The sequence below is a fragment of the Stieleria neptunia genome (assembly GCF_007754155.1).
GTDB classification, from domain to species: domain Bacteria; phylum Planctomycetota; class Planctomycetia; order Pirellulales; family Pirellulaceae; genus Stieleria; species Stieleria neptunia.
Map to the genome: position 1 here is coordinate 3,231,045 of NZ_CP037423.1, position 12,613 is coordinate 3,243,657.

At 54.2% G+C, this 12,613-nt stretch carries 9 protein-coding genes; 7 read left to right on the forward strand and 2 right to left on the reverse strand.

Annotated elements, in window-relative coordinates; translation table 11 throughout:
• Positions 1–50 precede the first annotated feature (50 nt).
• Positions 51–827, reverse strand: coding sequence for a hypothetical protein (locus tag Enr13x_RS11375; RefSeq protein ID WP_145386158.1), 777 nt, complete (start codon positions 825–827; stop codon positions 51–53).
• 967 nt (positions 828–1,794) lie between these two features.
• On the opposite strand from Enr13x_RS11375, the gene Enr13x_RS11380 reads away from it, so the two are divergent.
• Positions 1,795–3,942 (forward strand): hypothetical protein, encoded by a 2,148-nt coding sequence (locus Enr13x_RS11380; protein WP_145386159.1) that lies wholly within the window; start codon positions 1,795–1,797, stop codon positions 3,940–3,942.
• 95 nt (positions 3,943–4,037) lie between these two features.
• Positions 4,038–5,054, forward strand: a complete 1,017-nt coding sequence (locus Enr13x_RS11385; RefSeq protein ID WP_261344200.1) for a sulfotransferase family protein — start codon at positions 4,038–4,040, stop codon at positions 5,052–5,054.
• 128 nt (positions 5,055–5,182) lie between these two features.
• Here Enr13x_RS11385 and Enr13x_RS11390 read toward each other — a convergent pair whose 3' ends face one another.
• Complete coding sequence (locus Enr13x_RS11390) at positions 5,183–7,324, reverse strand: hypothetical protein (RefSeq protein WP_145386161.1); 2,142 nt, start codon at positions 7,322–7,324, stop codon at positions 5,183–5,185.
• Between the two features lie 280 nt (positions 7,325–7,604).
• On the opposite strand from Enr13x_RS11390, the gene Enr13x_RS11395 reads away from it, so the two are divergent.
• From Enr13x_RS11395 to Enr13x_RS11415, 5 genes are all read left to right on the forward strand, one after another.
• Entirely contained in the window at positions 7,605–8,192 is a 588-nt protein-coding gene (locus Enr13x_RS11395) for a pilus assembly FimT family protein (protein WP_197455953.1), read from the forward strand.
• On the forward strand, positions 8,173–8,634 hold the full coding sequence (locus Enr13x_RS39750) for a type II secretion system protein (RefSeq protein WP_390621105.1): 462 nt from the start codon (positions 8,173–8,175) through the stop codon (positions 8,632–8,634). The genes Enr13x_RS11395 and Enr13x_RS39750 overlap by 20 nt, the downstream gene beginning before the upstream one ends.
• A 92-nt stretch (positions 8,635–8,726) precedes the next feature.
• A complete protein-coding gene (locus Enr13x_RS11405; RefSeq protein ID WP_145386163.1) occupies positions 8,727–9,245 on the forward strand; it encodes a PulJ/GspJ family protein in 519 nt (172 codons plus the stop codon).
• Positions 9,246–10,184: 939 nt separating this feature from the next.
• On the forward strand, positions 10,185–10,733 hold the full coding sequence (locus tag Enr13x_RS11410) for a type II secretion system protein N (RefSeq protein WP_145386164.1): 549 nt from the start codon (positions 10,185–10,187) through the stop codon (positions 10,731–10,733).
• Positions 10,730–12,016 carry a hypothetical protein gene (locus tag Enr13x_RS11415; protein WP_145386165.1) on the forward strand — a complete coding sequence of 429 codons (1,287 nt, stop codon included), beginning with the start codon at positions 10,730–10,732 and terminating at the stop codon, positions 12,014–12,016. Before Enr13x_RS11410 ends, Enr13x_RS11415 begins: the two co-directional genes overlap by 4 nt.
• Positions 12,017–12,613 lie beyond the last annotated feature (597 nt).

Sequence of the window (12,613 nt, forward strand, 5' to 3'; positions counted from 1 at the left end):
AGGATCAATGTTAATCGGCTTAGGCTTCGAAACATAATGAGCAGTCCTCGCTAATGCAGAATAGTAACGACGAAGTGAACGCGTCCCGATGCCATCGGGCTAGCAGCTAAGATCGTGACATCGTTGACGGTACCTTCCGTGCCGGTGAATTCGGCACTGGCGATTCCATCCTCGCCCGCCGCGACGGTGATGGTAGGAAGTTTGTTCTCGAATGCTCCGAGATCAAACGACGTGAAAGTGACTGGGTAGTTTGGTGCTGCCTTGACTTTCAGGCGGACACTCTCCAGCTGTTTGATTGTGTGCCGATTCCGTCCGACCGGGCCGACGGATTTGACGTTCAGGCCAGGCTGAGCCGACTGATACACTCTGCCCGGCTCTGCGATATCCAAATATGCCTGTGGGTTTCTCATGTAGGCGTCTTCGTCAAACGGGGCAGGCAGGATGTTTGGCGTAAGTCTTTCAGGGTGCAGCCCCGTTTCAATCGCTTCGATCACCGATGCCACATTGGGGTTCATCGACTTTTGCAAGCCCTGAGGACGCTCGCTCAGTTCCGCCCGGTTGGGCCTGGGGAGCGTTTCCTGCTGAAATTCCCTTGCTTCTGCAAGCACTTCTTCGGCTTCCTGCGACAGCGAGAGGTCCGACACTGGCCGGTTCACGCCACCGACCTTCTTCTCAATTGAGCGGCGAGAAACAGGCAGCGGTTCGTCGCGGATGTCGATGTCTGCCGGGAAACGCAAAAGCCAAAACGCCGCTAGCCCGATGACCGGCAGTGCAAGTAATAGGGCCACAAGGAACGAGGCTGGAAATGAATCTCGCAGTTTTGTCATTGTTGACCTTGCAGGCTCCTATTGAAAACACCGCTTATTGAAACGCATGCCCAACGGGAGCACGCACAGAAGAGCGAACCAATCACGATCGCCCCAGGAATGCCGCCGAGCCTTTGCGGAGACGCCGCCGAGCGTGCCAACCAATCAAGACGCAAAGCCGCTTTGTTGACTGCGATTCGCCAAACGGCACAGACCGGCACAATAACTGGAAGGACGTCCGAAAAAAGGCACTTCTGCCAGGACGGCCTCCACGAAAGCGAGGCTCGCAGAAAGCCTGAATAGAAAGCACTAGCAAGAGAACGACTCCGTTGCCCAAGTGGAGTGATGGATGAGTACTTCAAAGAGCACTGCGTATTCAAGGAAATGCTTACCCGGGGGTGCGGCCCCACACCCTTTGAAGCGGGGCTGATCTTAGCGGTTTGAGCTTGGCAGTCAACGAATTTTTCTAGAGACCGTTCAAGAAAACAAAAAAAGTTATAGGGCATGCATCAGTGAGAAGCGTGAATTTGACGAGACCAAGGAACCGCGGAGTGTTTAAAGAGTATGGCTTTCGACTTGTTCTATGTGGTCAGACGACCAAGAGAAGAATTGCTGATTTGTTAGAGCGGAATCACTCGCATCCGCGAACGAAAGTTACGTTCCTTTATGATGTTCCTCCTTCATCCTTGATGTGGGAAGATCACCGTGTGTATCCAAGCCGCGAGCAGTTTGACGAGCGATTGCGTATACTGATTCGACGAGCATTCCAGGTAGTCGATGCTTTGGAGGCTCGCATCTTGCCGGCGACGTGGCAAATGCAGAGAATCGACGGAGCTAGGTAATGGCATCTGTAGAATCCACGCGAATCATTTGATGCAAGCTCGGAGGTTGCAGTCGATTCCGTACTGGCTGCTGTGAGAGGTGATTTGCCGATTTGGAAACCCACGCCGAGCGCACAACCCATACAGCGACGAATTGGTAAACGCACATGAATCAGGAATGGTGGGATGCTTTTGAGTTTTCGTTGTTGGGTGCGGTTGACGTCACACTTTGTTTTTTAGTCGCCAGATTGGCGGTCGGAAAAAGCAACCTGCCAACACTTGCTCTTTCCTCCCTTCTGTTGCTTTGGTGCAATGTTGTGATCGCTGGGACCGTACTTGGGGCCGTTGGGATTCTACAGGCGGCGTTTCTGGGGCGACTCGTTGCAATTCAGCTAATTGCCGCCTACGGGGGCGCAATCGGCTTGGTATTACTGCGTCGAAGTGGTTGTGAAGGAGAGGTCCTAACAACAGCGGCAAGACGAGAGAAGGCGTCTGTTACGCAGGCAACTGGCGACCGGCGGCGCTGGAGCCGCTATGCCCGATGGCAACTCATCTTTCTCTCTGTGTTTTCTGCGCACGTACTGACCTATGGAATTGTTCAGCTACCGTTTGACTGGGACTCCATCGCATACCACCTTCCCTTGATTGATCACTGGATCCAGTCTGGGTCGATTTGGAACCAAGACTGCGCTTTTTGGTACGTCCCAGGCAACAATGAGTTGCTGGGGCTGTTCTTTAGCATCGGCTTCAGTGGAGACTTTTGGGTTCAACTCCACAACACAATTCCTGGCCTGATTCTGTTCGCGAGCCTTGCTGCATTAGCAATTGAGCTGCGATTGTCCACGGTCGCGTGTTGTCTGGTTTCGATGACGGTCTTTGCCGTGCAGCCAGTCCTTCGGCAGCTTGTTTCAGCGGAGAACGACCTTTCCGTCGTAGCCTTGCTTGTCGCTGGGGCCCTGTTCGGCTGGAGATGGGTCTACGAACGAAGCTACTCCAGCTTGTTGTTCCTCTCGCTTTCCGTCGGGCTTTTGGCTGGGATCAAGTACTATGCGCTGGGGTACGTTACGTTGCTGACTCTTGCACCGGTCGCGTGGCTTGCTGTGCAGGGGCGATGGAAGGCTGCTGTGCAAACCCTGGCTGCGATTCTAGTTGCTTCGTTAATTCTTGCGGGCTTCTGGTACATCCGAAATTGGCAGCTTGCGGGGACGCCGTTTTACCCCAAGGGCATACTGGGGATGCCTGATCTCTGGTCTGAGATGCGACCGCATTTTTCGTCGAGTAAATTGCTCGGGTGCGGTCGAGCGGAAGTGATTCCCCTGCTTTTTCGTGCGTGGCTCGTACAAGCAGGGATTCTCCCGTTGATCACGGTGAGTTTGGCGTGGCTCCCGCTAAGCCTATTGCTTTTCAAGCCTATTCAAACGTGGCAATCGATTGCCGGAGGGGAAAAAGGGGGCCTGTTCCCGTGGCTCGCCTGCTTCAGCAGCGCCGCCTTTGCTGTCTATTTGGTGACGCCCAATGTCGTAGAAACAGAATACGGGACAATGAACATGCTGCAGCTGCAGTATCACCCGGTTCGATTCGGGTTATGTGCATTCGTCACGTCACTGCTCGCTTTGAGTGCTATCCCGCATCCAGCGGGCAGATGGCCGATCCAGCTACGCAGGCTGCTGCTGGCGATTTGCATGCTGCTCATCCTCGTGCAAGTGGCATGGCAATCCTGTGCCGTATTCAACTGGACGACCGTGCCGGATTGGTTGAACGTGAATTTTTGGTGGGCGGCGGGCAAACGCCGGTTGATGCTGACTTGGGTTTTGCTCCTTATTTTTTCGTATGCAGGCATAACTGGCGTTTCCGAACTTGTGCGTGTGAAGAGCCTTCGGGCCACTGCGGCGACCGTCGCTTTGGCGATCGGGTTGTTTTCGCAAGTGAGCCCCTTGTTGGCCAAGAAATGGCACAATCGGTATGTGGGTCACTTTGGCCGGGTTCTCCGCACCGACTGTTTGGCGGCCTGGGAGGAACTCAAGCAGCCATCAGATCGCTTGGGGGTCTTCGAGTATCGCTATTACCCTTTTCTTGGGTCGCGACGAGAGAACCCGGTGGTCCGACCGCTCTGGCACAGCAGCGCGGATGAACTACGAGAATACATCACCGAAAATCAGCTTTCCATGCTCGTATTCCCAACGACTCCGGAAGTGGCCCATGACCGCTATCGAGAATCTCGGATGTGGTTCCACAAGGAATTTGCCGGGGAAATGGTTTTTTACCGCGACCGCAGGCTTGTCCTGGCGAGGCGTCCCATCAAGAGGGGCGACTAGGGAGCACACCTCTAGAATCGCTTCCCGGTGGAATGAGCGACTTGGACGCCCACTTTCCTCCTGCCTCGAACACTAAGCAGATCGAAGTCAAGAAGATGCCCCTCTCTCATTTCTTTATTACAGGGTGCCCGAGGTCAGGGACGACGATGCTCCAGCAAGCGCTCAATCGACACACCGATGTCGTCGTTCCCGCCGAAACGAAATACTTTTGCTACTTTTACGGTATGCCAATTCGGTGGCAACGGCAGCATGTCGAGCGCATGAAAAGCGATCTAGGGATTCATTTGGAGGCGCACACAAGAGTCATTAGCGATGATGAAGCTCACCTGAGGTATTTTCGGGGCATTGCCGAGCGTTGCATTGATCGCTCGGGCAAATCAGGCGTTCGGTTCTTTGGCGAAAAAACGCCGGAACACGCGAACCGGATCCCGCTCATCCGTCGCGTATTGCCAGATAGCAAGGTTATCTACGTGCACAGAGACCCTCGCGCGGTTGTTGCGAGTCTGCTTAAGGTTCCTTGGATCACTTGTTCGCCAAGGACCGCATCTCTGGTATGGAACAAGTACGTTCAATTCTGGCTGCTGCACCAGCGCAGCCCGGATCCCAATACATTGATCGTGCGATACGAAGACCTCGCTCGATCCCCGAGAAAGGTGCTTCGCCAGGCATGCGCTTTTTTGGGAGCCGAATTTCAAGCGGAGGTAGCAGACGGAACCGGCGACTCCCAGATCATCCCAGAGCGCGAGCTCCGGTGGAAATCTCACTCCCTGCGCAGCATCGACACGTCAAGAATTGACCAGTGGAAAGAAATATTAAGTGATCGAGAGGTAGCTCAGGTGGAGCGGTTGACCGGAAGCACGATGCTTCAAATGGGCTACCAGCCTGAAACAGACCCGCCTTATCGACCTTGCCTTTACGACCGCGCACTTTTGATTCCGGAGAGCCTGCGGACAGCGTCGTCATTGACCTACCAGTGCTTGCTGTCAGAGCTTCGGTTCTGCTTAAAAACGAAGATCAGCAGTGCCGTTCACCCCAATAAACCGCAGCAAGGGTGGGGGCAAGGCTCAGCCGGTCACCGCACCCGGCGACGGGGATCGGCCCCGCAAGGGTAGCCGTAACAGCGCAACCAGATTAGTGGTCTTATACGAGTTGGATTGCGATCACGGTTAACAGTAGCTGGTGGTGATCCTAGAAGCGATTGCGAAGACATTGACGGGCCAGCGGAGCTTGCGGGGGTGGCCTACTTTTGCGGCTTAAGCAATTCCTCCAAGGGCTCGAGGGCATTTGCAGGGGCTGCTTGCCTGATCTCCGTCATTTTCTCTGAAAGCCGAGAGGATATCCTTGTTAGTCCGTCGTAGGGGTTGTCCGTGATGTCGACCCATCCGGGACGATCGGCTTCGCCAGGTTGAGCGGCGATAGACGCATCTACGTAGCTATCGTAATGAACGCCGACAATACGTGGATCAGCAAGCGCAGACACAACGTAGGATGCGAATATCCGTTCCCGTTGGGATTGATCATGCCCAAGCAGCTTGCCCATTGCTGGGACGCCTCGATCCAGAGCCCCAACGTGAAAGCGTGAAATCAGAACAGGCCTGTCGATTCCTGCAGGAAGAGGGCGGCAGCTCGGCAATGGATCAAAGCAATTGAGGCTAATGACGTCGGCGTGTTCGGCACAAGCTGCAAGTACCGCAGGGGAGCAGTAGCTGATGCGAGAGCCCAGGTAGAGGTGGTTGGGCATGTGTTCCGAAAGTGCTTGCTCGCAATGAGAGAAGTAGCGTTTGGCGAAAAAATACTCTAGTGATTCAATATCTTGGGCACACGGATCCTTCGGCGCTTCATCGGTTGAGTGATTAACGAACTGCCTGGTGCGGTAGCGACCAATCATTGCCGCCGAAACACGTACTGATTTCCAAGTATCGAAATCTGTTTCCCATACATGATTGAGCCGATCGATGGTTTCGTATTTTTTAGCCAACCACTGGATCAAGGCATCTCGCGCGGGGCCGTCTCGTGCAAATACCTGAGAGACCAAGTCGGTCGGCCATCGTTGATCTTCATCCACAAAGATTCCCATACAGCGAGGGCGATCAGCAAGCTTTTTGGCGATTTGTTCGGCCCGACTGGAGAGTTGCTTGGCGAACGATTGGGAGAAGGGGTCTGGCACGTTGTTGACGATGTACGTCAGCCCTTCGGATGCCGCAATAAACCCAGCAAAGGGAAGCTTCGAATCATTCACGATCACGGGGTCGGAGTGAATTCCGATCGTGGTAACGCCCCATGAATTCAGGCGATTTGTGGTTCTAGCAGATGCAATTCTACGGTGATGCCGACCGAATTCGCGTATTGCATTCGCTTTGTAGTAGTCAAAGAATCCGATGCCATTGCGTTTCGAAAATGCGGTGGCAAAAGGTCCACCAGGGTCCGCTGGAACCCACTGGTACAGCTGACGTTGTTTCCAGAGTCGAACTGGGGTACCGGTGCCGACTCTGGCGACCCCCAGTGACCAAAAGGGGGCACCCTGCTGGTCAAGAAACCACCATTGGCCGTCAAGTTTTTTGATTTGAAACCAATTTTTTTTCGGCTCATTTACTGGCGATTTTGCCTTCGATTGCGTTGGCAATGTGGACGGATCGCGATCGCTTCGGGAACGCAGCTCATCAAGGCTCGAGAGTTTTTTCGGCCAGTCGAGTGTGCGACACTGACCGAATCGATCAACGTATGGCAACGCTTCCAATTGGGATATCTTTGCAGCTTCAGTCGGAAATGTAGCGTCTACGCGAATGGACTCGAGAGCGTAACTGTCGGCGGGAGAGCTGAGGACCAACTCAATGCGATTTAAGCCAAGTCTGCTCGAAGGATTCCAGTGTTGGCGGTGTCCGTTGGGCTTGATCGCGACATTTTCAAAGGCGGGGTTGCCTTCGTACTCTCCCGCGGCAAAACCGAAGGGGATGGTCAATGCCCCCTGTTCGCCGGGAAGCAGGATAAGCACGCCGCTTCCCGCTTGGTGGTTACGTCGTTGCTGTGATCCGAAAACCGATGCATGGATGCTTACGATCCGATCTGATCCGTTGGCCATCTGAATGGAAAGTGCGGAGTAATCACTCAGGTCCCACGGGGCGGGAGCCGCTCGAAGCGTCAGGCGATTGATTTCACCGAGGTTTCCATAGACTGAAACGGAGTCATCGAGCTGGAACTGAAACGCAAAACTACCGTCATCGGAATGAGGGGAAAATTCGAGGGGCCGATCAGGATTCCACAAACTTTCCGTCTTGACAGTAGGCCTAGCGGGCGTTTCTCGCAAGTCAGCGCGGTAGCACGCGGAAGCAGCTGCGAGCAATAGCCCGACGAAGACGCTCACAATGGACTGAGGAGTGTTCATGCGGGAGATGTGATGGTGATTTCAGAGGGGCCGGCGAGAGCAGACCGCAGGGGCGCAAAGTTTATAGCGGAAAACGCGTTTCTGATGCAAAAAACTGCAGTCGATTTGCGACCGCGACGCGACGATTCCGTGTGAGTCGGCCGTTCAAGCGGAGTGTGAACATGCCTCTCTCTGAAAAACAATTGACTTTTCCTGCCGGGACGATTCCATTAGTTAACGATTTAATCGTCTCCGACACCGTGATGCCTCCAAGAACCTGTCTGCAAGAGTACCGTTAGAAGTGAATGGTCCTGTGAAGCCCGCCAGCTTAACGCAATCGAACACGCGCTCACGTGTTGGGTTTACGCTGGTGGAAATACTTACAGTGGTCGTCATCGTTTCGTTGTTGGCTGGTGTGGCGCTGGTCAGTGTGTCGGTACCATTGAGACGATCACAGGCTGATGCCGCGATTGCGGAATTCAGAAGTTTGGATTTGACCGCACGATTGCGGTCCAGTGCCGGACTGGGCGGGTGGATCGCCATCAACTCGGCCGAGAAGGAAATTGTCTATTCTGAATCCGATGTGCGGCAAGGGCAGCGTAGGGTGCAGCTGCCTGCAGGGACACTGATTCAACGCGTGCGAGGACTGAGCAGGAATGGTTCTCGGAGTTACGTCGTTCGGTACAGCAACCAAGGGACATCTCAGACTTATGCCGTTGAAATCGCTGCCAAAGGCAACAGGGCGCGGTGGTTGCTGTTTCTCGGGCTCACCGGCCAGTCGTACGTTCTCGACGACTCAAAGTTGATTGATGAGATATTTCGGGGACCTTCTCCAGCTGAAAATGCCGGTGAACGCGTTGCTCGTCGGGATGCGGGGGCGACGATCTAGAGTGGTTGCCAAGAGAATTCAACGGCGGAGACAAGGCGTGACGCTCATCGAGGTGGTCGCTAGCATCGCGATTGCAGGAAGCCTTCTTTCGGTTGTGATTATCGGAGGCAGTCAGCACCTGCGGCAGCTAAAGCAGGCCCGTGACAAACGAATAGCGACAGAGGCACTCGACGGCTTTCTTTCCGCTTGGTCCGTTTCGAATTTCAACGAAACTCGAATCGCTGATGCCGTGGCACAATCGAATCTATCCGCCGTCGGCGACTTCGGCCAATTTGGACGTGAGTCTAGTTCTCCTGGGTCACGAACAATGTATGCGAGGCTAAAGTCGAGGGGGCGTGGTAATCTGGGGGACAGCAGGCGCGTACGGTTGACCGTCTTTGCTCGCACTGCGGATCGCCGAGAGCAGAACCTCGCCTATGCCGAGATACTTATTCCTGATTAGCAAGGCACAACGAAGTACGAGAATTTGGGAGCAACGCATTCGGTCCAACGTACCAATGATGCGTAAGGTCAATACTGACAGCAATCCACGCAATGAATCGCTTCAAGTACGGTATGACACTGATCGAGCTCATGGTTGCAATCGCGCTGTCCGCGATGCTCATGGCTGCGATCGTTGGGATTCTCGGCGGCGTCTCGAAGCAGGCGAAAATCGCAGTCGACGGAGAACCCGCTATATGGGCCGAACAGACGATCGCATTGATGCGCACGGACCTCCTGGCGGCAAACGCTGTCTGGAAATCGGAAGACGCGGTTTGGCTCTTTACCGATGCGCCATCGTACGAGTCAGAGAACATTGGCATTCGAAACATTTGTTATCGAACTCGGAAACTACGCGATGAGACTCCGATCCTCGAAAGAACGGATTCCACCTTCCGCTCGGTCTTGGCGTTAGATGTACGTGAAATTCGCGTGGAGCGTCTGGATCGCTTTGGGGTCCCGCAACCGCTACCTTCAGCGCCTGGTCCGGTGCCAAATCAAGTTCGAGTTTGGGTGCGGTGTGATGGTCAGGCTGGCAGGGCGACGGTGATTCGAGATTTGGTTCTTCGATAATGGAAAATAGGGGCCGTACAATTCGCTCGCAACGTCGCGGCTACATTCTGCTTACCGTCGTCGTGATTCTCGCCGTTGCGGTGCTGATGCTTTCACGTATTGCATCAACGAGCATGCGTTCGGCCTCGTATGCCGTTGAGAATGAAAGATCAGTCCGACACCAGTGGGCTATTACGAGCCTACGTCGGATGGCCCTGAATGCAGCGCCATCGTTGTTGACGCAATCTTCACTGGCTGAAAATGAGAGCTCTTTGGGGCATTCCCCTATTCTTTGGAAAGAGGTCGGTCTTGCGGGTGAAACCTGGCGCGTTGTCCTGGCCGATGAATCTGCAAAGCTCAATGTGAGCAAGCTCTCGGCTACGGCGCCTACCGAGCAGGTTGCCGCCTGCTTGCGACAGCTTCAAACGAGCCGAGGGTTACAGTCGCAGAGCAACTTCGACAAAACCGCGACTCGCTGGGATCACTGGTTTGAATTACCCGCGGCTGGTTCGGGGAATAGGGACACACCGGCAATACTCATTGCCGCAGCAACGCAGAGGCTAACCCTCTGGGGTGATGGAAAGCTTAACGTCTGCCGCTGCGACAGCGAATCGCTTGATTATTTGTGGCATATGCTTTACAGCCGCCCAACACCAAAGCAACTACAGGAAATAAGGCACATGAGGCCCACGCCTACGGAATCTCACCTTATCGGGTCGCTCGCGTTACGAGAGTCAGAAGCGAGACTCGCTGCTAAGTGGCTCACGACAGAAAGTCAATGCTACTCGGTATGGATTTTCTGTATGTCAGATCGTCGAGTTCCTGCGAGTTTTTTCGTAGAATGGGGGCGGGGGCAGGTTCGTGATCGGCGTGGATACGAATATTGAGCGTTGGCCTGTTGCCGTTGACCGTTTAGTATGAACGAAGAAAAGGTCGTGTAACCGTTGAGATGTTTGGGAGATGACAGAGAGCCAGCTTCGAAGCACCTTGTATCTCGCAGGCGCCTTTTGTGTCATTGGTGCGGTAGCCTCCGTAACACTGGCAATTGTGACGCCTGTGATTGAAGAAGATGCATCCATGAACATCCAGCCCACACGTATACGCCCGAACGATCGACATGAAAGCCATCGGTTGCGGGTGGGGGATTTTTACGCACTTTCCCAAAAAGCCATCCAGGGGCCGTTTGAAGAGATGGAACCTGTCAAGCCACCAAAGAAGGCAGAGCAAGTTCCGGTCAAGCCGGTTAAGGCATCGATCGTTTTGAACGCAACCTTGGTGGGCACTCTTGTGGATCAGCAGCCGGAACTTGCCAGAGCATGGATTCAGTTTCAAGGGCGGCAGCATTTGGTACGCGTTGGAGATACATTGAAGGGGCACCCGGGAGACCCTTATGTCGAGGCGATCGCCGATCAATCGGTTTCAATTAGGTTATCCGGAGCCACGATCGAGCTGAGTCCCCCACCGAACGCACTTACTCGGGATCAACTATTGAATGCGGACGACAAATGATTGTGGCCAGGGCTGTCGAGCCATATTTGATTTGCGTCTCTCGCGAGGAGGACCCGAATCCAGCTGTTTCACTTGAAGCAGGTGAAATGCTGGACCATGTTCTTGTGAGTCATGGATCGGCCGTGATTTCTCTGCCGAGTAATGGATGCTTCAGTTTTGTTCGCTGTCATGATGTCTCGCGAAGATGGAAACGTCGAGATCAGATCGTCTTTGATCTGGAAGAATGCATTCCGGTAGATGCAGAATGCATTGCCTTCGACAGGATTAGGTCAGGAACTGGCAATCTGTTGGTCGCGACAGATTCGTCTGAGCTGTGCGACGCCATTGAGACTCTTGAGGAAGAAGGGGTTCACGTTGCGGCAATTGTCCCCAACGTGTTCCTTGCTCTTTCCTCTGTTTTTCGTACGCATCCGAAGACCCGTTCGCTTGATTTTATTCTCATTGAGTCGGAAACGGGGCTCGATCTTATTCGGCTTGAAAGCGGGACTCCTGCCGAGTGGTATTGGCTAGGGGAGGACCAAGAGATTGCCTTGCGCTGGATGGGTGATGCAATGAAGCGGACGGGGGCCGCCTCACTTGTATTCGTCAACATCACGCAATTGTCACCGGAATCGATCGACAATCATGTTGACGTTTCAGAGGTTCAACTGGATTTGGCCGCGGCGATTGCAGGTGAGAGTGAAAGAATTGCCGATGGCAGGGCTAAGCCAATTTTTGACCTTCGCGATGGACCGCTCAAGACCAAGAACAAATATCGTCCGATACAAAAACCGCTATTGATCTGCATGGTTGCTGTTGCGTTGCTGCAGACTGCTCTCCTTGCCGCGATACTTATACGCGTCACCAAGCTGCAGCATCACGCTGAGGTTTCCCTCCGCGAGCAGGAAGATGTCTTTGGACGTGTATTCCCTGATGAGCGCATCCCCGTTGGTATTTCATCCAGATTGCAGAGTGAGCATCGTCGCCTGCTTGGGACGAGGGGAGTGGGGGGCAAGCCTATTCCGGTCCTGAAATCGTCCTTACCCGTTGCCTACGCCTTTCTGGAAGGGCTTCCCGAGAGATCCGCGGCGAAGTTCGAATTTAGTCGTATGGAATTCGAAGTCGACCGGATCCGGGAGGCGGTTGGCGTCGCTAAGACTTATGCTGACCAGGAAACCGTAGCGACCATGCTCCGAAAATCTGGTCTTGACGTCCCTCAGCTGTCAGCGGAATCTGTCCGTGGCGGGGTGTCGCTTCGATTGGAGAATGTGAGGTTCTTGGATCCGCCGAGGGAGGAAGAATGAAGCGATCGTTGCTCGTTTTTGGAGTCTTCCAGGCAGTCATATTCGCGGTGATCGCCGTCTCGGTAATTCGATGGTCAGAAGCGAGGGCTGCCTTGCGTGACAATCAAAGGAATGAAGCCCTTTGCAAGCAACTTGCCGCGGAAATACGGGGGCTCAGGCAACTCGGGTCGGTTGCGAAGGAGCGGGTGCCGGAGAAAGATTTTGGGAACGCGACGATTCTTGAGCTTGCCGCAACCTGCCGAATCGGGGAAGGGCAGGTGAGATCGATACAACGTATTCCGAGTGCACCGGTTCCGGATACGGATTACCAGCAGCAGGGGATCTCGATTCATCTATCAAGGGTAACGTTTTTCCAAGTTTCGAAATTTGCCCTGGAATTAGAGAAGCTGCACGGAAATCCCAAGACGACGATCGTTAGCCTTATGGCGGTCGGAGACCGTCGAGGGACAAGAGAGGCGGAGCGGACGCGTGCCACGTTGGAGCTCTGGAACGCAGAGCTGATCTTGACCCAGCTGGTTTACGATGCGACAAGCAAAACCACTCGCTCAGCGAGGGATGGTGCGTCTCTCGCTCGAATAGGTGTGACATCAAAGCAAA

Excerpts from the sequence above, each read along its gene's own strand:
- Enr13x_RS11380 (WP_145386159.1), top strand. The coding sequence starts at position 1,795 with ATGAATCAGGAATGGTGGGATGCTTTTGAGTTTTCGTTGTTGGGTGCG.
- Enr13x_RS39750 (WP_390621105.1), top strand. The coding sequence starts at position 8,173 with ATGCGGGGGCGACGATCTAGAGTGGTTGCCAAGAGAATTCAACGGCGG.
- Enr13x_RS11410 (WP_145386164.1), top strand. The coding sequence starts at position 10,185 with ATGACAGAGAGCCAGCTTCGAAGCACCTTGTATCTCGCAGGCGCCTTT.
- Enr13x_RS11375 (WP_145386158.1), bottom strand. The coding sequence starts at position 827 with ATGACAAAACTGCGAGATTCATTTCCAGCCTCGTTCCTTGTGGCCCTA.
- Enr13x_RS11405 (WP_145386163.1), top strand. The coding sequence starts at position 8,727 with ATGAATCGCTTCAAGTACGGTATGACACTGATCGAGCTCATGGTTGCA.
- Enr13x_RS11415 (WP_145386165.1), top strand. The coding sequence starts at position 10,730 with ATGATTGTGGCCAGGGCTGTCGAGCCATATTTGATTTGCGTCTCTCGC.
- Enr13x_RS11385 (WP_261344200.1), top strand. The coding sequence starts at position 4,038 with ATGCCCCTCTCTCATTTCTTTATTACAGGGTGCCCGAGGTCAGGGACG.
- Enr13x_RS11390 (WP_145386161.1), bottom strand. The coding sequence starts at position 7,324 with ATGAACACTCCTCAGTCCATTGTGAGCGTCTTCGTCGGGCTATTGCTC.